Raw genomic sequence first — 19,157 nt, forward strand, 5'->3', positions numbered from 1 at the left:
TGATTGTAACGTATGCGCCGTTTTGCTTTATCTATGGAACAGCCGCCGCCTCACGCCGGGCGCGCCCATGGCAGGAACCGACGCGGGATCGCCGTTGCCAGCAACAACACCAGCGCGATCCCCAAAAGAGCAGCGCTGCCGGGGCGTTCAAGAAAGACCATCGGGTCACCGCGCGACAGCAGCATGGCGCGGCGGAAGAACTCCTCCAACATCGGCCCAAGAACGAACCCGATAAGCAGTGGCGCAGGCTCGAAGCGGAAAAGCCGCAGTACATAGCCCAGCACACCGAACGCGAGGGTCATCCAGATGTCGAAGATCGAATTATCGATGCTGTAAACACCCACGCAAATCAGGACAACGACGGTTGGATAAAGATAATAGTGCGGCACCCGCAGTAAGCGGACCCAAAGACCGATCAGCGGGATGTTCAGGATCAGCAGAAACAGGTTGCCGAACAGAAAGCTCACGATCAGTCCCCAGAACAGCTCTGGATGCTCTGAGATAAGACGCGGTCCCGGCGTAATCCCGTGAATCATCAAGGCGCCCAGCATCAGCGCCATCGTTGTCGATCCGGGGATGCCAAGCGTCAGCGTCGGGATAAAGGCTGTTTGTGCCGCAGCGTTGTTGGCCGCCTCAGGCACGACCACGCCTTCGATCTGGCCTGTGCCGAACTTGTCCCCCCGAGGCGAAATGCGTTTTTCCAAGGCATAGCCAACGAACGACGCCACTGTTTGCCCAGTCCCCGGAAGCGTGCCGAAGAAGGAACCGATGGCCGATCCACGAATGGCGGGACCGATGCTGCGCAGCCATTCCGACCGTGTCGGTAGAAACTTGCTCATGGAAATCCGCTCGGTCGCATAGGACCGCGTGGCACCACGCGCCGACACCATGACTTCGGAAATCCCGAAAAGCCCCATGGCCACCACAACAAGGCTGACCCCGTCGCGCAGCTCGGGCATCCCCACAACAAACCGCGTTTCGCCGGAATTGATATCGACGCCCACTGTGCCCAACAAGATGCCAAGACAGACCATCATCACACCGCGCAGTGCACCGGAAGTGCTTACCACCGACGCAGCAACGAGCCCCAGCACCATGACCGCGAAATACTCGGCAGGCCCGAACAACAGGGCAAACTCCGCCAACGCCGGCGACAGGAGAACCATCACCACAACTCCGAAAATGGCCCCGAAGAACGACGCGATCGCGGTCGAAAACAAGGCAACACCAGCCCGGCCATCGCGTGCCATCGGATATCCGTCAAGGCAGGTCACCGACGCAGATGGCGTGCCGGGGATGTTCAACAGGATCGACGCGATCGACCCGCCATATTCCGCGCCGTAATAGACGCCTGCCAGCATCACAAGCGCAGTTTCGGGCGGCAGATAGAACGATACCGGGAGCAACATCGCCACCGCAGCCAATGGCCCGACCCCCGGCAGCACGCCAATGAAAGTGCCAAGAAACACACCAACGAAACAGTAGGTGAGGTTATAGACCGTCGCGGCTGTCGCAAAGCCAAGCGCAAGATTGGACAACAGCTCCATCAGAGCCCCCGTATCGTTGTGAGCGGGATGCCAAGGCCCTTGACGAAGACCAACCAGACCGCAACCGAGACACAGACGGCCAGAGCAATGCGACCGGGCCACCGGAACTGAGGCACCGCCGACGAGGTCGTCAACACCGACACGACAATCGCAGGCAGCACGCCCAGAAGTGGCGTGAGAAACGCAAAAGCAATCACACCACCAGCCACGGCCAGCACGGAAATCGGGTCCGGCTGGTCCCAGCCCATGGGCTGCCGGACGTTGCGGATCAGTGTCACCAAAGCCAGCACGGACAGCAGGCCCCCGACAATCGCCGGAAACGCCCCCGGCCCCATCCGTCGGGCTGAACCAAGCTCAAGCGTCGTGATCGAACCGACGACAAATGCCAAGCCCACCAGCAGCATGAGCGCGGGACCAACCTGAGAGATCAGGCGGTCGCGATGCATAGCCCTGTCTCGGGCTGGAACTCCGGCCCTGTATAGTCGTCGGGAATGGTAATCTGCGTGTTTCGGACCATCACTGCGATCTGGGCGATCCGCGCCCTGATCTCCGGGGCGACATCCTTGCCCAAAGTCAGCTGCCCGTAATCTCCGTCTGCCAGTCCAAGCTCGACCACCTCTGACGGGATTTGTCCTGCCACCATGTCATGGATCGCGCGTTCCACACCAAGATCAATCCGCGCCATCGCAGAGGCAATGAACACCTCTTCGTCACGCGTCACCCAATCGAGAGCATTGCCGATTTGCATCGCCCCACCCGCTCGACAAGCGTCAATCGCCCCTTGGCGTGCGGCGTTCAACATGGTGAAGATCACATCGGCCCCGGCACTGATCTCTGCCTCGGCCCATGCACGTGACACCGCGTTGTCATCCTGCGTGCCGCAAAAGGCGGTCAGCAATTCGATCTCGGGGTCGATATGGGCCACACCCGCGGCAAATGCAGCGCGCCCTTTCAAACCGGGTCGCACCCTGTGGCCCGACAAATGGCCAACGACACGCGTCTTCGTGATCAGCGCCGCCAAGGCCCCGGCAAGAAAGGCCGTTTCCTCTTGCAATACGTCGTAGCTCGCAAGGTTCGGTCCGGTTCTGTGGCCCTGCACAATGGCAAAGCGTTTGTCTGGATGCAGCGCCGCGATGTCTGGTGTTGCGCCGTTGCCCTGCCCTCCGATGAAGACAAGCCCGTCACAGCCGGGCATCACGTCAGCGAGACGAGAGCGGATCACATCTTCTTTGTATGGCACACCATCGATCACGCTGATCTCGGCAATCCCCGCGTCTTGCACCCGCAAGGCACCGTCCAACGCACTGGCATTGAACCCATCATCATGCACCTCGCCGACAAAAAAGACAGTGATCCGCATACCGCTCCCCTCAGTTCGAAATCGCTGTGACCAGCGGCTTCCATGCTTCGAATTGTTCAGCGACGAAGGCCTCGAACTCGGCGCTGGTCTTGGGTGCACGCACCAGACCCCACGTGTCGAACTGCGCCACCACGTCTGCATTGGTCATCGCCTTTTGCAGCGCCGCATCAAGGGTCGTCTTGATCTCATCCGGCACACCGGCAGGGGCGCTTACGCCAAGCCAGTTTTCAGCAACGATGTCATAGCCAAGCTCGGTAAACGTCGGCGTGTCCGGCAAAGTCGGCAGGCGCGTTGTCGACGACACGGCGAGCGGAATCGCTGTGCCCTCTTCGACCGCCGGAAGGTTCTGCGGCACCGCATCAAAGATCACCGGCACCACACCCGCCCGGAAATCAAGCCGCATTGGACCAGAGCCTTTATAGGGAATGTGGAACAGACCGGCCTCGGTCTCGCGGTTGAACTGCTCGGCAATGATGTGCCCCCAAGAGCCGACACCAGAGCTGCCATAGTCGATGCTGCCCGGATCAGCTTTGGCCCTTTCAAGGAAAGCGCCAAAATCAGCTGTCTCTAAACTGGGCGCACCAAACAACCCCAAATGGACCGTTCCGACATAGGTAATATGATCGAAATCGGCGACCGGATCATAGGGCGTGTCGGGGAAACGCGTCGGCGCAACGCTGAACGGCGTCAGGTTGGAAAGCATGAATGTATAACCGTCAGGGTCCGCCTCTTGCAGCGCGCCTGCAGCAACAGTGCCTGCTGCGCCGGGTTTGTTCTCGACCACGAATTGCTGGCCCAGATCGGCGGACAGCTTTTCAGCCAAAAGGCGTGCCACAAGGTCGCTGGATCCACCCGGCGGGAAGGACACCAGAATACGGACAGGTTTTTCCGGCCAAGCCGCTTGTGCCGCCGGGGCCGTAGCAATGGCCGCGACCGCCGATACGGAGGCCAGCAAAGCAAGAAGATGTCGTCTGGTGGTCATGAGCGTGTTCCTTCTATGAGGCATCAAAGAGCGTGCGCTGTCATCGTGGGTCCAACATGAGATTATGGAACCATGGTTTCAAAAATTAACAAAACAGAAATCTTGATTTCGGCCAGAAATTCAGCAGATGACCACGGACCTGCTCATCATTCACCCCACAAAGAGTCGTGAAACCTGCGTTTCACCTGGGACATCCAGTCAGAACAAGACGAATCGGGACATGCTTTTTAGAGCAAAGAAATCGGTCTCATTTCTTGTCACCACTAGGATTATCGGCAAACTGACCTCATGAAATCACAGTTACAGACAGAGTCCTCCCCCCGCTTTCTCGACCGCATTCGGACGGCCTTGGCAGACTTGCAACCTGCTGAACGGCGTCTTGGGACGTTCCTTCTGGATTTTCCGGGCGATATGGCAAGCTACGACGCGCAGGAATTGGCGCGGCTGTCGGATGTGTCCAAAGCAACGGTGTCGCGGTTCATCCGCAAGATCGGCTATGACAGCTATGACGCCGCGCGCCGTGCCGTGCGTGACGAAGCAAGCTCCGGCTCTCGCCTATACATCGGTCACGCCGAACCGGGCGCGATGGAAGACGTGCTGGGCTTCGGGATGCGCGAAGAAATGGAAAACCTGGCGTGGACCTTTCAGAGGATCACCCCGGATGACCTTGATAGGCTGGCAGAAAAGATGCTGTCTGCCCGGAAAGTCTGGATCATCGGCCAACGCATCAGCCATTCTTTTGCAACCTATCTGCGCTGGCAATTGGTCAAGGTTGTCCCAGACGCCGCCGTCATTCCCAAAGACGGTGAATCCATGGGCGAGCACTTGGCTGCGATGACAGCAGACGACCTAGTCCTTGTTGTCGCCCTGCGCCGCAGAATGAGCGGACTTGAAGTCCTATTGCGCGAAATCGGCACAATCGGCGCAGCGCGCGCTGTGATTTCAGACGACAGTATGGAACCGGATCCAAGCCTTGACTGGCATTTCCGCTGCCGGATCAGCACCGCCACCCCGCAGTTCAACCATGCCGCCGTGCTGGCCCTGTGCCACCAGATCGTGGTTCGAACGACGTTGAAATCAGGCGCCAATGGCCGCACGCGCCTGCGCCGTGTTGATGAACTTAACGAGCGCTTGGGCGAATACGACTGACCGCACAGTCAGCTTGTGCGTCATTTGCAGTGCGTGTTCTAATGCAGGATCAGCCCGCCGCGATGGGTAAGGATATCTAAATTCAGGAAATCCCCGACCTTGCCATCGTGGTGCTTTGCGGTTCGGGAGTACTCGCAATAGCGTTGATACCGGAAGTGGCGCAATCGAGCGTTTTTCACTGTTTTTTCGAAGGTTCGGCGAACCCACCGTCTTTGGCCGTCTACCCCGCCTCAATTTCCAGATGTCGCTGGCAGGCACAGTGTCCAAAAAGGTGGCACGGCATCCAGAAACCACGTCTGTTTCACCGACACTGCAAGCCATGACTTCTCTGGAAAGCCTGCTAGGTCCAATGCCCATGGAGCAGCGAGCTTTATCGCTGACCCGGAACCCGACGTGTGGGAGGTCACTATTCAGTTTTCAGTCACCATCGTGCTCATTCTCATGTTGTCGGCCGTCGGGCTGACCTACGAGATTGCAGCGGGCCGCGTGCTTGCGCCATTTTTCGGGACATCGCTTCTCACCTGGACCGTCGTGATCGCGACGGTGCTTGCCGGATTTTCGTTAGGCAGCGCGCTGGGTGGGTTTATTGCGGAACGCCCGCGCGACGTGGCCTTGCGCAACGTCCGCAGCGCGCTTGTTGCGACGGCTGTTTTGATGGCCGTCTCACCCACACTCCTTGGTCTGTTCTATGCTTCCGGCGCGCGCGGCACGTTCGGCATGATGTTCACCGTGTTCTGGGTGTTCTTTCCCGCTTCGGTCTGCGTGACCCTGCCATCGCCGTTGCTGGCCAAAATCGCAATCGAGGCGCGCCCAGGACGCGAAGGGTCTTCGCTGGGCATCGTCTTGGCGGCGGGCTCTGTTGGGGCTATTTTCGGGGCTATTCTGGCAGGGTTTGTCACTTTGCCGCTGATCGGCTCCACGGCCACCTTTGCGGCTTGCGGCGCGGCTGCACTTCTTTGCCTGCCATTTGTCAAAGGGGGCGCGTCCGGGAACCCCGGGATCACCGTCGCAGCTGCGGCCTTTGTTGCCTTTGCCGGGCTGGCGGGAAGCCCTGCCTGTCAATACGAATCCGGCCTATCCTGCCTGTATGTCGTTGAAAATGGGCGTGAGCGACAGCTTATCTCGGACGGAACACTACAGGCAGCCGAAAAGACCAATTCGGCAGACGCCAAAACGACCACAATGGACCTTGCCTTGCCATACACCGATTGGCTTTGGTCCCGCATGGATCGCGACCTTGGTCCGGAACCTTCGGTAATATTTGTGGGTGGCGGTGGCTACACACTGCCGACGCAGCTTTTGGCATCACGGCCAGACGCACATGCAATCGCCATCGAGATCGACCCGCTGGTCACCGAGGTGGCCAAGGCCAACCTGCCGCGCGCAGGGGATATGATCGCGCAAACCGGTTATGACCCATCAAACAAGACTGCAGAGGATAAAGGTCGACTTGGGATCGTGCATGCCGACGGACGGGTATACCTGAACGAAACCCCTCAGCGCTTTGATGCCGCCGTTATGGACGCATTTTCATCTCGGTCTGTCCCGGCGCATTTGGTGACATTGGAAACCTTCACGCGCCTTCGCGACATTGTCGATGGTCCGGTCTACGTCAATCTGATCGATGTACCGGACGGCCAATTGGCCCGCGGCGTCAACGCAATCCTGAAGGAGCTTTATCCGAATATCGAGATTGTTCAGGGCGAGTTGAATGACATGGGCCGCCGAAACATTCTTTTTGCAGCGTCTCATGAACCTTTGACAGCTCTGGCCAGCTTGCCTCAGGATTATGAACCCACGGGAATCTCCGACGCCCGCCCGTTCACTGATGACCGCGGCTGGGTTGGGCACAGATAGCGCCAGTTTTGCCGGAATTTGGGTTTCCCGGCGCTGGACTGAGACCCTCTAGATGACGCCCGCAAAAACAAGATAGTCCAAAGAACCGAAATCGACATCACATCCCGACAGACCCGACAGATATCAATCAGGCCTTCAAGAGAGCATTGAGATTGTCGCCGAGAGTTTCGGACAGATAGCCCCCTTCCTGAACCAGCAAGAGCAATAGCCCTGTATTCCTCAGCCTGTCTCCAATGCGCCGAAAACCTTCATACGTGATGGCAAGCCCTTGGAAAGGGTCATCGATTGAGGCATCGAGTCCGAGTGCCACCACCAGAATGTCCGCCCCAAAATCCGCCACCCGCGCAAGTGCGATGTCCAACGCCTTGATGTAGTCGTCATCGCCTGTTCCACGTTGCAGCGGCAGGTTGAAATTCGCGCCAAGACCTTCGCCCTCTCCTCGCTCATGGGCGTGCCCCCAGAAAAATGGGTAGAATCTGGCTGGATCGGCATGGATCGAGACGGTCAGCACATCGCCCCTGCGATAGAAAATGCCTTGGGTGCCATTTCCGTGATGCACGTCGACGTCAAGGATGGCAGGACGATGCCCCTTCTGGCGAAGCCGCTCTGCGGCGATTGCCGCGTTGTTCAAAAAGCAAAAGCCCCCTGCAAGGTCGGTGAAGGCGTGGTGGCCCGGTGGTCGGCATAGCGCGTAGATGTTGTTTTCGCCGCCTGATACAAGGTCTGCCCCCGTTATCGCCGTTTGGGCGGACCAATATGCCGAAAGCCAAGTATGTTCGGAAATCGGGCAAGCCGTATCGGCCTGATGATATCCTGCCTGTCCAATCGCCGATTTGGGATAGCTGTCTGTGCGGTTAGCTGGATGGATATTTGGGATCACCTCTGGTGCCGCCCCGTCGATGCGCGTCCAACGGGCGTGGATGGTTTTCAAAAAGCTGAGGTATTCTGCTGTATGAATGGCCGCAATCGGACCAAGTCCCGCGTCTTTCGGCTCTGCGAAAGCATAGCCTGCAGCTTGCGCACCCGATTTCAGCACATCAATGCGTGCGGGCTGTTCGGGGCTACGCGAGATGACACCGTTCGCCATAAAATTCTGAGGGTCGTGTTTTCGCTGACGATCGTCAAGAATGGCTTTCATCTTGTCCCCTCAATGCTTGAAACCTAGGCCCCGTCAAAGCCAGTGTTGATTGCCCGGCCGCACGCGCAAAGCCAAGTTTCTGGTATAGCGCAGACGCGCGCGCATTGTCGTTGTATACAGCCAAGCGCATGAACTGCGCCGACCAGAGCTCATTGCCGCTATGCGCCACCTCGCGAAGCAAAGCCTGCCCCAGCCCATGACCACGTTCCTCAGCATCCACCCAAAGGTCCGACACGTAGACCCCTGCTCCGCCCTGTGTCGTCGAATAGACGGGCGAAAACAGAACCACTCCAGCCAATTTCGACGACCTGTGCGCCAGTCGCGCCCACGCTGATGGACAGGCCCCCCAAAGCGCCTGCGCCAAATTTAGTTCAGTTGCATGATACGGATCGCCAAGATCATGCGACAGGCACGCAAGGGCTGTACCCAGCATACCGAGGTCGCTTTCCTTGGGGGATCTGAACTTGACCGGCTCCACCTGTCACATCACCGTCTGATCCGCACCTTTGAGGCCCAGCATGACACGGACTTCATCAGGTGTCGCAGGATCGCGGCCCATCTCTTCGACGATACGTCTGATCTTGGCAACTTGATCCGCATTGCGTTCGGCAAGCTTGCCTCTTGAGATCATCAAGTTGTCTTCGAGCCCGACGCGCACATGCCCCCCCATGGCAGCGGCCATAGTCGTGAACGGGATTTGATGGCGACCGGCCGCAAGCACAGAAAACAAATAGTCTTCGCCAAAAAGCTTATCTGCGATCGTCTTCATATGAATAAGATTTTCAGGGTCGGCACCGATGCCGCCAAGAACTCCGAATACGAACTGAATGAAGAATGGTGGTTCGACAAGACCTCGATCTGCAAAGTGGCGCAGCATGTAAAGGTGACCGACATCATAGCATTCGAATTCGAACCGCGCACCTCGGGCCTGACCGATCTGGCGCAGGATTGCCGCGATATCGCGGGGTGTGTTCTTGAACACCAGATCATCGGTGTCTTCGAGAAAGGGCTTTTCCCAGTCGTGTTTCCAGTCTGTGACCCGCGCAACCGCTTGGTAAAGAGCGAAATTCATGGTGCCCATGTTGAGCGAACACATCTCGGGTTCTGTGGCCATCGCTGGAGCCAGCCGTTCCTCCAAGCTCATGACCGCGCTACCGCCGGTCGAAATGTTGAGCACGGCCCCAGATGCCTGTTTGATCCGTGGGAGGAACGCGGCAAAATGCTCGGGTGACGCAGAAGGTTTGCCGGTGTCCGGGTCGCGGGCATGCAAATGAAGAATAGCTGCGCCTGCCTCTGCGGCGTCGACCGCCTGAGAGGTGATTTGATCCGCTGTGACCGGCAGATACGGCGACATCGACGGCGTGTGTATAGAGCCCGTGATCGCACAGGTGACGATGATCTTTGACATCCAGCGACCTCCTTAAACGAACTCGGACGCTGCTGGCATGATCTCGTCCGCCAAGCGCGTAAGACTGGCCTCGAGCAATTCCATCAACTCATCAATCTGCGGCTCGGTTATGATCAGCGGCGGGCAGATCAGGAAATGATCGCCCTCGAGCCCGCCCCGCGTGCGGCGCGAATAGATGATAAGACCCAGATCATAGGCGATCTCGACAAGCCGTGTGTAAGCATTCAGTTCTTTGGCCAGAGGTCGCATGGTTCCGCGATCTGCAACCAGTTCGAACGCAAGCAACAAGCCCTTCCCCCGCACGTCACCAATGAATGGAAAGTGCGCCATCAGATCTTCGAGCCGCCGTTTGAGAAGTGCCCCCATCAACGCGGCATTTTCGATGATGTTCTGGTCTTCCAACTCCTCCAGAACCGCTAGTCCGGCAGCGCAGGCCAAAGGGTTGCCCGCGTAGGTAAATCCGTGCTGAAAGCCGCCCGCATCAAGTACGGGCTCAACCAGACGTGAAGATGCAACGATCGCCCCCAAGGGTGCGTAACCCGCGCCAAACCCCTTGGAAAGCGCCACAATATCAGGAGTAATGCCCCAGTGTTCTGCGGCAAGGAACGTCCCTGTTCGGCCTGCGCCCGTCATGACCTCATCATAAATGAGCAGCACGCCGTATTCGTCGCAAATCTCGCGTGTGCGCTGGTAATAACTGTCGGGTGCGACAAGCGCGCCAGTGGACGCCCCGCCCACGGGCTCCATCAGAAAGGCCAGAACCGTATCCGGGCCCGCCTCTTCGATCCGTTCGCGCAAAAGCTCCGCATACCTGATCCCGCGCTCGTCTTCGGTCAGATTGTCCCGGTCGAGATAGGTGGTTGGTGCAGTGATCTTGGGCATACCCTCCATCATGGGGGCAAACGGCGCGCGGAGCGGTTCATAGCCGGTCAGATCAAGCGCACCAAAGGTGCATCCATGATAGGATGGAAACCGAGAGATGACCTTGTAGCGCCCACCTTGCCCCGTCGCCAATGCATATTGGCGTGCAAGCTTCACCGCACTTTCGACAGCTTCCGAGCCACCGGAGACGAAAAAGACCCTGTCCAAACCCTTGGGGCACATGGCCACGGTTTTCGCAGCAAGGTCTTCAGAGGGATGCGTACGGAAATGCAGCCTGTAGCCGAAGGTCGCTTTGTCCATCTGCGCCTTCATCTTGGCGAGAACACGCGGGTTAGAATGGCCGATATTCGACACCATCGCGCCAGAGGAGCCATCAATATAGCGCTTGCCGCTTTCATCGAAGAGGTAGATTCCCTCGCCGTGGTCCAGAAACGGACGCGGATTGCGCGATTGATAGAACAGATATGGTGTGTCGTTTGTCATTCCGGGTTGTCCAGTTCTTTCCGCAAAAAGGCCCGCGTACGGGCTTTCTGCGGGTTTCCAAATACCTGTTCTGGTGGGCCTTCTTCGACCACCACGCCCTGATCCATGAACAGAACACGGTCGCAAACAGAGGCCGCGAAATCCATCTCGTGGGTAACGATAATCATCGTCATGTGCTCTTCAGCGAGCTTTTTCATCACTTGGTTCACTTCACTCACCAACTCAGGATCAAGTGCAGACGTGGCTTCGTCGAACAGCATGAGTTTCGGATTCATCGCAAGGGCGCGGGCAATGGCGACCCGCTGCTTCTGCCCGCCCGAAAGCTGCGAGGGATAGTAGTCGATCCGCTCAAGCATCCCGACCTTATCAAGCTGCTCTTTTGCAAGGGCGTCAGCCTCTTCAGCCGACAGTCCCTTGAGCATCTTCGGTGCCATGGTGACATTCTCGCGGGCCGTCATATGCGGGAAAAGGTTGAAATGCTGAAACACCATGCCGATCTGCTGGCGCATTTCGTTGATGTGTTTTTCATACTGCCGGTGAGGAAGCTGTTTGTTGACCTGCACCCCATCAAGCCAGACCTCCCCTCCTGTGAGCGCATCAAGGTCGTTTATCGCGCGCAAGAGTGTGGATTTGCCAGAACCAGAGGGGCCAATGATCGCCACGATCTGCCCGCGCGCAACGTTCAGGCTGATATCCTTCAACACCTCCAGCGTGCCAAACGACTTCTGAGCGTGGCGGATTTGAACGAAATCTGTGCTTTCGGTCATCTTTCGTCTCCTCAGGTCAACGCGAAATGGCGATACGGCGCTCGATCCGGCGCTGCACCCATTCCATGGCAAGGTTGATCACATAGTAGAAAGCCGCCGCCAGCAGGTAGAACTCGAAAGGCCGGTAGGTCGCGCCAATCGCCCTCTGGGCGGACAGCGTCAGCTCGCTCACCCCGATCACAGAGACCAGCGCACTGTCTTTCAACAGTGCGATCATGTTGTTGCCAATAGGCGGGATCACAGCACGAACAGCTTGGGGAACGACCACTTTGCGCAGGGCCTGAGTGCGGCTCAAACCTAGCGTCCGCGCAGCCTCCATCTGGCCCCGGTCAACCGAGATGATCGCAGTCTGGATCAGTTCCGAATTGTAAACGGCGAAATGCAGGCCAAGTCCGATCACACCCGCCACGAATGCCGGCAGGTCGATCCCAATCTGCACAAGCCCGAAGTAAATCAGGAAAAGCTGCAAAAGCAGCGGCGTGCCCATGAAGACGAACTCGAACGCCCGGAACGGCAAACGGATCACTGCAGGCGCATAAAGCGCAACCACCGCCAGCAGGATGCCCCCGAAAAAGCTGACCAGCGCAGCCGCGACCGTAATGGCAATCGTCCAAAGACATCCAAGTAAGACAACATCCAAGTATTTGGGTATGACGGTGAAATCGAGCCCCATGTTTCAGCCTTTCCCGCTCATGTGATGCGCACCCTTCGGTCCAGCCAAGCAACACCACGGCCAGTCACATAGATGATGATCATGTAAAGTACGCCCGCGAGCAGAAACATTTCGAACGGCTTGTAGGTCGATCCAATGTAGCGCTGCGCAGTGTAGGTGAGCTCCACCACCGAAATCGCTGCCACAAGCGCGGTGGCCTTGATCAGCATATTCAGGTTCACCCCAAGAGGTCGCACCATCAACCGTGCTGCCTGCGGCAAGGTCACCTTGTAGAACGCCTGCAACTGGCTCAGCCCAAGCGTGCGTGCGGCCTCGCGTTGGCCTTTGTCGATCGAGATAATCGCGCCACGGATTGTTTCCGTCATATATGCGCCTGCATTGATTCCAAGACCGATCACGCCTGCCTCGAACGCATCAAGCTGGATACCCACCTGCGGGCCACCGAAGTAGAGGATGAACAGTTGAATAAGCGCCGGTGTGCCGCGGAAGATGCTGACATATGTGGCCCCCAGCAAACGCAAGCTGGTAAAACGCGACAATCGCGCTGCAGCCCCCAAGGCACCAAAGGTCAAACCCAGCAGTGCCGTGAGCACCGACAGCAGGATCGTTATCCACGCAGCTTCCAGAAAGAACGGATAGACCCGCAGCATCAGGTCGATGTCCATCCAACGCCCCTCGTATTACGGCGGCATGGGCCGCATCTTCATTCTCGTAGAAACGGCAGCGCCATCTGCACGAATACCCGGTCGTAGGTGAAAATGCTCTCTCCGCACCCTCGTGCAGAGAGAGCATGACAGATCAGCGGATGTCTGCGCCAATCCATTCGTTGGCGATCTCAAGATAGGTGCCGTCTTCCATCATCGAATCCAGCGCCGCCTGCATGGCCGCAGACAATTCGGGATTGCCTTCACGGATCGCGATTCCTGCCCCGAACGGTTCGGTCGTCGGATCGGCAAACATCTCGAAGCCCTGCCCTTTTTCACCCATCGCAAGAATTGCGGCAATGGAATCATTCACGATGGCATCAACGCGCCCGTTTTCAAGCTCGAGCAGCAGTTCGGGCAATCCTTTGTAAGTATTGATGCTGTAGCCCCTCTCACGTGCCCATCCTTCGTGAGTTTCGCCCAGCGTGAGACCAACCTTCACGCCTTCAAGGTCATCAAGGCTTTTGATGTCGGATCCGGGCTGCGTGAAAATCGCGCGCTTGTCCGAGTAGTAGGGACCGACGAAATCCACAACCTCATCACGCTCTTCCGTAATGGTCATAGAGCCAACGATGGCGTCGTATTTGTTCGCCAACAGCCCACCAATGATCCCATCCCACGCAGTGGTGACGATCTCGGCTTCCATCCCCATCCGCTTTGCAATCTCGGTCCCGATAGCCGGGTCGAAACCAACAACCTCATTCTGATCGTTCACAAAGTTGAACGGAGGGTATGCACCCGACATGGCAATGCGGATCACGCCCTTTTCCTTGAGAGTCTCAAGTTCCTCTGCGGCAACAGCGCCAGGTCCAAACGCGGCAAAACCGGCGGCGGCTAAGATTGCAAGCTTCAAGGTGGCACGGCGAAAGATCATGTTTATCTCCATGTTGATTATTAAGTTTTTGGGCAGTCAAACGTGTCCGACGGGTCTAACCGTTTGATCAAAAGCTTGCATGCAAGCCTGTATTGCGCAAATAAATAATAAGGATCATCAATATAAATAAAATCTATGCAGCCACATCACACCCGACGCTTTCCCTGGAATCTCGATTGGAACCTTCTGCGCACCTTTATGGTGATCGTAGAACAAAGAGGGATATCAAAGTCAGCCGCAGTCCTCGGGCTGAAGCAGCCGACTGTCTCCGCTGCGCTCAAGCGTTTGGAAGAGACAGTTGGAAAGCAACTGATTGTGCGAAAACCAAACGAGTTTTCCGTCACACGCGCCGGTCATGCCCTCTATACCGAAAGCGCCACGATTTTCGGTGCAGTGTCACAGCTCCCAGCCATTTTGGAGGAAGAGGTTGCTGAACTTCGTGGTCATATCTCCATCGCCATCACAAGCTCGGTTGACTGTTATCATTTCGATGACGTGCTGAGCCGTTTCTCACAGGCGCATCCCAGCGTGACTTACGCTTTTTCAGTCTTCGAAAGCGAAGACGTAGAGAATATGGTCGCCCTCAACAGAGCCAGTTTGGGAATTTGCCTGCTGTCGTCCCTTCCCAAACAGTTGGAACACAGCGTTTTGTACAAGGAATATTTCGGCCTGTATTGTGGACCAAGGCACCGCCTGTTTCACACCGAGACCGTTTCCCAAAGCGACCTCGAGGGCGAGCCCTTTGTCGCGTTTCAAACCGAGGATGTCGGCGGTCCACTGGAGGAAATATCCAAATTGCGTGCGCGACTGAAACTGTCACGCGAATGGCGCGGCGTGTCATCCAGCCTGAACGAAATGCGGCGTATGATCATTGCAAATATAGGCCTTGGCGCTCTGCCGGTTCATGTCGCTCGCAAAGACGTAGAGGCCGGAAATCTCAGGCAGCTTCCACCCTATAAAAATCTTCCTGAGGTCAGCATCTACCTGCTCAACAACCCGGCGCGACGGCATACCGACGCTGAAAAAGCACTTCTTTCAGCCATCCGGTCCGAGCTAGATACTGTGCCTCTAGAAGAACGAACCTACGGAGGGCAGTGACCTTCGGTCGACAGGTCCGCTGTGATCAGCGACCGGCGATGCCCCTGAGCTATCATAACAAGGCTGCAAACAGGTCCAAATGCAGGCAACCAGTACCACCACGAAATCACAAGGGTTTTGTTAAGTATCAAGGGCTTGGAATGGTGGGTGATGAGAAACTCGAACTCCCGACATCTTCGGTGTAAAAATAGAGATTATAGGCCAACCTATTGATGTTTGGCCAAGAGAGGCCTTCGTAAAAAGGCCTGATTAAGCTGTTTCCAATCTATTTCGGTTCGCACAGGTTCAACGAACCAAAGCGCACTTCGTAGCGTCGCTCACCAAAACCGATGTATCGCAACCACGGCATCTGGGATGTGTTCCGCTGCCTCGTTGAGGGTTTGATCCAAGTCCTCTTGCGATATGCCAAGAACTGAGTTTCCGTTCTCGTCGAGTATGTTGTCAACGGCAGAGTAAAAGTGAGCCAAAGGGCAGCGCAAAATGTTGCCACTTTGGGTTTGGGATAATCAGCGTGAAGACGAGCGCCAGCATCCGGGCAGCCGCGCTTGTTATATAGCTGGCGGTTGTCCGGATGCTTTGGACCGTCAGGGCCAATCTGTGCTGATTGAGGTTTAGGTTTTGGGCGCTGCTTGACGCGCCTTGCTCTGGCCAAGGCGGTAGCTTTCGCCATTCATCTCCAGGATGTTGACGTGGTGGGTCAGGCGATCGAGCAGTGCGCCTGTCAGGCGTTCTGACCCAAATGTTTCTGTCCATTCGTCGAATGGCAGGTTGCTTGTGATCAGCGTGGAGCCGCGCTCGTAGCGTTGGGAGATCAATTCAAACAGCAGCTCAGCCCCGGTTTTGCTCAGTGGCACAAAGCCCAGCTCGTCGATGATCAGCAGCTTGTAACCAACCATCTGTTTTTGAAGCCGCAGGAGCCTGCGTTCGTCTCTGGCCTCCATCAGTTCATGAACAAGCGCTGCGGCGGTGACAAAACCGACAGACAGGCCTTTCTGGCATGCCGACAACCCGAGGCCGAGGGCAATGTGGGTTTTGCCGGTGCCGGAAGGCCCAAGCGCGATGACATTCTCGCGCCGTTCGATCCATTCGCAACGCGCCAACTCCAGCACCTGCATCTTGTTCAGGGCGGGGATCGCCTTGAAGTCGAAGCTGTCCAGGCTTTTGACGGCTGGGAACTTTGCGGCTTTGATCCTGCGCTCGATCATCCTGCGTTCCCGGTCAATCATCTCCAGTTCGATCAGACGTGCAAGAAATTGTACATGGTCCAGTCCCTCGGCTGCGGCCTGCTTGGCCAGTTTGCTGTATTCCCGCAGAACGGTCGGCAGCCGCAGCGATTTGAGGCGGTGGTCCAGAAGAATTTGGGGAGCGTCGCTCATGCTGCCTGCCCCCGCTTCATCAGGGACATATAACTGGCCGCCGACGTTGTGCCGACATTGGCCTTTGGCAGATACGGATAGACATCCAGATCCAGCTTGGGCGGCCGCTTCTCGACCTGGCACAGCACGAGGTGTTTGACGGCGTCAAACCCAATGGCACCCATGCGAAGTGCGTTTTTGACGGCAACCTGCAGGTCTGCCATCTCGAATGTCTCCAAGAGCCGCAAGACCTGCACATACTCACGCCGCCCCGCCTTGATCATGCGGGCTTCCATCAAGCGGCGCAGGGTCACAAATTCCTCTGGCAGCTCCCATTTCACCAATGGGGCCGCCTGATCCAGCGCGCCGGTCTTTTGCTCCAGCAGCGGCAGATAGTGAACGGGATCAAAGACCATATCCTCCCGGTCCCAGCACCGGCTGTGGCGGGCAATCACCTCTCCACCACAGCCAATGACCACCTGATCGACATAGCCACGAAGCCAGACATCGCGGTGCCCGTAGGCGACAGGAACCGAATAATCGTTGGTTTTGTAGCGCACCAGGGATTGTGAGTTCACCTGACCATTGGCCTGGTCACAGGCATCAAACGGTGACGCCGGCAAATCCATCATCGCATCAAGATCGCGGACCAGTCGTTGCCCGATGCTGTCGCTGTGACCGCGCAAGACATCGCTCTGGCGCTTGCGGCATTGTTCTTCCAGCCAGGTATTGAACGCCTCCCATGTCGCAAAATGTGGGATAGGCACCATGAAGTTGCGCCGGGCATATCCGACCAGACCCTCAACAGCGCCTTTATCGTTGCCCTTACCCGGTCGGCCATAACGATCGTGGATGAAGTAATGCGACAGGAACCCACTGAACAGCTTGGTCCGCTTGCGCGAGCCGTCCGGCAGGATCTTCGCGACCAGGCATCGATCGTTGTCATAAAGAACCGACTGCGGAACCCGGCCGAAGAATGCAAAAGCATGAACATGGCCATCAACCCAAGCCTCGGAGACCGCCGCAGGATAAGCACGCACAAAGCAGGCATCGCTGTAGGGCAGATCCAGTGCAAAGAAATATGCCTTCTGCTCGACCCCGCCAATCACGACCATCGCCTCGCCAAAATCCGCTTGGGCATGGCCGGGGGCATGTGCCAGAGGGACAAACATCTCTCGGCTGCGCCGCCCTTGTTCCCGGACATAGTTCTTGACCGTCGTATAGCCGCCTTGAAACTGGTGCTCGTCGCAAAGCCGTTCAAAAATACGCTTGGCGGTGTGGCGCTGTTTACGGGGACGGTTCAGATCGTCTTGCATCCATTCGTCGATGAAGCCGGTGAACCCGTCCAGCTTGGGCCGCTTGATCTGCGCCGTTCGCTGATAACCCGGCGGGACCGAAAACATCATCATCTTCTTCACGCTCGCACGCGAGATCCCGAAATGGCCGGCGGCCTCCCGTTCGCTCATACCGCCCCGACGCGCGAGGCGGACCTTCAAATATAAATCCACGACTAAAATCTCCCGCCCTCCCTGCAAACAGAAAGGGCCAAAGTGGCAACATTTTACGCTGCCCGCAGCGAGATTATCACGCCACTTCCGTGGCCAACTTTTGCACTGCCGTTCTCAAACGCGCGGCACGGCCAGAGCCCTCGCCTTATAATGAAATCGAGCTTGCGCGGATGGCAGACCAACACCAGACACACCAACGCTGGGTTGAAAAAGAAAGGCTGCTGGCACGCACCCCTGATCCGGGAGTGTCTGTCGAGACCGTCGAGCACGCCATCGCCGCCAAAGAGGCAGACCATCTCCGGCAACGTATCGCCGATCTGGAGGCGAAGGGCGTCCATGTCTGTCCGTCCTGCCAGCATGCATGGCCGATGGAGGCCGAGACCATTGACCAGCTGAAATCTGAGCTCGCTGGCTTTGGAGTTGTCGAACGGCCTCACGGTCTGCCAGCAGACAGACAGGCGCTGGCAACCCTTCTCCGGGCCGCTCAGGCATGGGAGGACATTCAGCCAGAGCTGGCCCCATTGCGCGACGTTGAGCCTTGCACGCGCCCCAAACTGTCCCCTACTGAGATCGAGACCCACCGCCACCGGAACAGCTTTGGCGACCGCAGAGCGGTGCTCTCAACAGTGGTGGACGACCTCAAAGCCAGTCTCGCAGACCGCCCAGACTACGGGTCCCTGCTCAGGGATCGCCAGCGTTACGAGGACCAGCGCAACCACTATGAAACCCAGCTTGCGGCCTACCAGAACTGGGAGCAGGCTTATCAAGCGGCCATGGCGGAAATCGCGGTCTTGTCTGAGACGGTTAAGGACCACAGCGCCGTGTCAGACCTCCGAAACGCCGTGGCCATCTATGACACGTTGCGCACCCGCTATGAGAAGGACCTCAAAGCCTACACCGATGGCATGGAATCTGTGTCAGCCATCTTGGATGAAGCGGAAGACTGGGACCGGGCACGGGCCGCGCTGGCAAGCCTTCGGTCGAAGGTGAAGCAACATCTGATCCCGTCGCTCAATTCGGTGGCGAGCCAGTACCTGGCGCAAATGACCGGTGGGGACCGGTCCGTCATTCACGCTGACGAGGACTTCGCCATCACAGTCGATGGGCAGGCCCTCAACACGCTCTCCGGCTCCGGCAAGGCTGTCGCTTGCTTGGCTCTTCGTTTGGGGCTTGGGCAGGTGCTCACTCAGGGTGTGTTCCCGGTCTTCATCGGCGATGAGATCGATGCCAGCATGGATCAGAACCGGACGGCGAACACGGCAGCTTTGCTGGACAGCCTGAAGGGTCGGCTAAGCCAGATACTGCTGGTCACGCACAAAAGGCCGGAGGCGGATTACGTGGTGGAGATGGGCGTGTAGGTGAATGCCATCTC

Annotated in this window: 18 protein-coding genes; 4 read left to right on the forward strand and 14 right to left on the reverse strand. The window is 57.5% G+C overall.

The window, feature by feature from the left end; translation table 11 throughout:
- Positions 1-50 precede the first annotated feature (50 nt).
- The 4 genes from MCRY_RS12015 to MCRY_RS12030 are packed head-to-tail and all read right to left on the reverse strand — an operon-like array spanning position 51 to position 3,889.
- Positions 51-1,547 carry a tripartite tricarboxylate transporter permease gene (locus MCRY_RS12015; RefSeq protein ID WP_085630154.1) on the reverse strand — a complete coding sequence of 499 codons (1,497 nt, stop codon included), beginning with the start codon at positions 1,545-1,547 and terminating at the stop codon, positions 51-53.
- Positions 1,547-1,993, reverse strand: coding sequence for a tripartite tricarboxylate transporter TctB family protein (locus tag MCRY_RS12020; protein ID WP_085630156.1), 447 nt, complete (start codon positions 1,991-1,993; stop codon positions 1,547-1,549). Before MCRY_RS12020 ends, MCRY_RS12015 begins: the two co-directional genes overlap by 1 nt.
- Entirely contained in the window at positions 1,975-2,907 is a 933-nt protein-coding gene (locus tag MCRY_RS12025) for a BMP family ABC transporter substrate-binding protein (RefSeq protein ID WP_085630158.1), read from the reverse strand. The genes MCRY_RS12020 and MCRY_RS12025 overlap by 19 nt, the downstream gene beginning before the upstream one ends.
- Positions 2,908-2,917: 10 nt before the next feature.
- Positions 2,918-3,889 carry a Bug family tripartite tricarboxylate transporter substrate binding protein gene (locus tag MCRY_RS12030; RefSeq protein WP_171046167.1) on the reverse strand — a complete coding sequence of 324 codons (972 nt, stop codon included), beginning with the start codon at positions 3,887-3,889 and terminating at the stop codon, positions 2,918-2,920.
- A gap of 288 nt (positions 3,890-4,177) precedes the next feature.
- On the opposite strand from MCRY_RS12030, the gene MCRY_RS12035 reads away from it, so the two are divergent.
- Both MCRY_RS12035 and MCRY_RS12040 read left to right on the forward strand, forming a co-directional pair.
- A complete protein-coding gene (locus MCRY_RS12035; RefSeq protein WP_085630162.1) occupies positions 4,178-5,038 on the forward strand; it encodes a MurR/RpiR family transcriptional regulator in 861 nt (286 codons plus the stop codon).
- A gap of 393 nt (positions 5,039-5,431) precedes the next feature.
- Positions 5,432-6,895, forward strand: coding sequence for a fused MFS/spermidine synthase (locus tag MCRY_RS12040; RefSeq protein ID WP_244897907.1), 1,464 nt, complete (start codon positions 5,432-5,434; stop codon positions 6,893-6,895).
- A gap of 127 nt (positions 6,896-7,022) precedes the next feature.
- Here MCRY_RS12040 and MCRY_RS12045 read toward each other — a convergent pair whose 3' ends face one another.
- From MCRY_RS12045 to MCRY_RS12080, 8 genes are all read right to left on the reverse strand, one after another.
- The gene (locus MCRY_RS12045; RefSeq protein WP_085630164.1) at positions 7,023-8,033 is read right to left on the reverse strand and encodes a histone deacetylase family protein; all 1,011 of its coding nucleotides are present in this window, start codon (positions 8,031-8,033) and stop codon (positions 7,023-7,025) included.
- Complete coding sequence (locus tag MCRY_RS12050; protein WP_085630168.1) at positions 8,017-8,466, reverse strand: GNAT family N-acetyltransferase; 450 nt, start codon at positions 8,464-8,466, stop codon at positions 8,017-8,019. Before MCRY_RS12050 ends, MCRY_RS12045 begins: the two co-directional genes overlap by 17 nt.
- A 48-nt stretch (positions 8,467-8,514) precedes the next feature.
- Complete coding sequence (gene kce, locus MCRY_RS12055; protein ID WP_085630170.1) at positions 8,515-9,441, reverse strand: 3,5-dioxohexanoate:acetyl-CoA acetone transferase; 927 nt, start codon at positions 9,439-9,441, stop codon at positions 8,515-8,517.
- 12 nt (positions 9,442-9,453) lie between these two features.
- Positions 9,454-10,806: an aminotransferase family protein gene (locus MCRY_RS12060; protein WP_085630172.1), complete on the reverse strand. Its 1,353-nt coding sequence runs from the start codon at positions 10,804-10,806 to the stop codon at positions 9,454-9,456.
- Positions 10,803-11,573 carry an amino acid ABC transporter ATP-binding protein gene (locus tag MCRY_RS12065; RefSeq protein ID WP_085630174.1) on the reverse strand — a complete coding sequence of 257 codons (771 nt, stop codon included), beginning with the start codon at positions 11,571-11,573 and terminating at the stop codon, positions 10,803-10,805. The genes MCRY_RS12060 and MCRY_RS12065 overlap by 4 nt, the downstream gene beginning before the upstream one ends.
- A 16-nt stretch (positions 11,574-11,589) precedes the next feature.
- Positions 11,590-12,246: an amino acid ABC transporter permease gene (locus MCRY_RS12070; RefSeq protein WP_085630176.1), complete on the reverse strand. Its 657-nt coding sequence runs from the start codon at positions 12,244-12,246 to the stop codon at positions 11,590-11,592.
- 17 nt (positions 12,247-12,263) lie between these two features.
- Positions 12,264-12,911, reverse strand: coding sequence for an amino acid ABC transporter permease (locus tag MCRY_RS12075; RefSeq protein WP_085630178.1), 648 nt, complete (start codon positions 12,909-12,911; stop codon positions 12,264-12,266).
- Between the two features lie 133 nt (positions 12,912-13,044).
- Positions 13,045-13,824, reverse strand: coding sequence for a transporter substrate-binding domain-containing protein (locus MCRY_RS12080; RefSeq protein ID WP_138488138.1), 780 nt, complete (start codon positions 13,822-13,824; stop codon positions 13,045-13,047).
- A 135-nt stretch (positions 13,825-13,959) separates the two neighbouring features.
- Here MCRY_RS12080 and MCRY_RS12085 point away from each other — a divergent pair, with 135 nt between their 5' ends.
- Complete coding sequence (locus tag MCRY_RS12085) at positions 13,960-14,922, forward strand: LysR family transcriptional regulator (protein WP_085630180.1); 963 nt, start codon at positions 13,960-13,962, stop codon at positions 14,920-14,922.
- A 611-nt stretch (positions 14,923-15,533) separates the two neighbouring features.
- Here MCRY_RS12085 and istB read toward each other — a convergent pair.
- A complete protein-coding gene (istB, locus tag MCRY_RS12090; RefSeq protein ID WP_085630182.1) occupies positions 15,534-16,298 on the reverse strand; it encodes an IS21-like element helper ATPase IstB in 765 nt (254 codons plus the stop codon).
- Positions 16,295-17,785: an IS21 family transposase gene (gene istA / locus MCRY_RS12095; protein ID WP_176234508.1), complete on the reverse strand. Its 1,491-nt coding sequence runs from the start codon at positions 17,783-17,785 to the stop codon at positions 16,295-16,297. The genes istB and istA overlap by 4 nt, the downstream gene beginning before the upstream one ends.
- Positions 17,786-17,955: 170 nt before the next feature.
- Here istA and MCRY_RS12100 point away from each other — a divergent pair, with 170 nt between their 5' ends.
- Positions 17,956-19,143, forward strand: coding sequence for an ATP-binding protein (locus MCRY_RS12100; protein ID WP_085630186.1), 1,188 nt, complete (start codon positions 17,956-17,958; stop codon positions 19,141-19,143).
- Positions 19,144-19,157: the final 14 nt, after the last annotated feature.

Source organism: Marivita cryptomonadis (genome assembly GCF_002115725.1).
GTDB classification, from domain to species: Bacteria; Pseudomonadota; Alphaproteobacteria; order Rhodobacterales; family Rhodobacteraceae; genus Marivita; species Marivita cryptomonadis.

What these genes read in the sequence shown, in the direction of transcription:
- MCRY_RS12020 (WP_085630156.1), bottom strand. Translation starts at nt 1,993, where the DNA reads ATGCATCGCGACCGCCTGATCTCTCAGGTTGGTCCCGCGCTCATGCTG.
- MCRY_RS12045 (WP_085630164.1), bottom strand. Translation starts at nt 8,033, where the DNA reads ATGAAAGCCATTCTTGACGATCGTCAGCGAAAACACGACCCTCAGAAT.
- istB (WP_085630182.1), bottom strand. Translation starts at nt 16,298, where the DNA reads ATGAGCGACGCTCCCCAAATTCTTCTGGACCACCGCCTCAAATCGCTG.
- MCRY_RS12085 (WP_085630180.1), top strand. Translation starts at nt 13,960, where the DNA reads ATGCAGCCACATCACACCCGACGCTTTCCCTGGAATCTCGATTGGAAC.
- MCRY_RS12070 (WP_085630176.1), bottom strand. Translation starts at nt 12,246, where the DNA reads ATGGGGCTCGATTTCACCGTCATACCCAAATACTTGGATGTTGTCTTA.
- MCRY_RS12050 (WP_085630168.1), bottom strand. Translation starts at nt 8,466, where the DNA reads ATGCTGGGTACAGCCCTTGCGTGCCTGTCGCATGATCTTGGCGATCCG.
- MCRY_RS12065 (WP_085630174.1), bottom strand. Translation starts at nt 11,573, where the DNA reads ATGACCGAAAGCACAGATTTCGTTCAAATCCGCCACGCTCAGAAGTCG.
- MCRY_RS12030 (WP_171046167.1), bottom strand. Translation starts at nt 3,889, where the DNA reads ATGACCACCAGACGACATCTTCTTGCTTTGCTGGCCTCCGTATCGGCG.
- MCRY_RS12080 (WP_138488138.1), bottom strand. Translation starts at nt 13,824, where the DNA reads ATGATCTTTCGCCGTGCCACCTTGAAGCTTGCAATCTTAGCCGCCGCC.
- MCRY_RS12025 (WP_085630158.1), bottom strand. Translation starts at nt 2,907, where the DNA reads ATGCGGATCACTGTCTTTTTTGTCGGCGAGGTGCATGATGATGGGTTC.
- MCRY_RS12100 (WP_085630186.1), top strand. Translation starts at nt 17,956, where the DNA reads ATGGCAGACCAACACCAGACACACCAACGCTGGGTTGAAAAAGAAAGG.
- MCRY_RS12075 (WP_085630178.1), bottom strand. Translation starts at nt 12,911, where the DNA reads ATGGACATCGACCTGATGCTGCGGGTCTATCCGTTCTTTCTGGAAGCT.
- MCRY_RS12060 (WP_085630172.1), bottom strand. Translation starts at nt 10,806, where the DNA reads ATGACAAACGACACACCATATCTGTTCTATCAATCGCGCAATCCGCGT.
- kce (WP_085630170.1), bottom strand. Translation starts at nt 9,441, where the DNA reads ATGTCAAAGATCATCGTCACCTGTGCGATCACGGGCTCTATACACACG.
- MCRY_RS12035 (WP_085630162.1), top strand. Translation starts at nt 4,178, where the DNA reads ATGAAATCACAGTTACAGACAGAGTCCTCCCCCCGCTTTCTCGACCGC.
- MCRY_RS12015 (WP_085630154.1), bottom strand. Translation starts at nt 1,547, where the DNA reads ATGGAGCTGTTGTCCAATCTTGCGCTTGGCTTTGCGACAGCCGCGACG.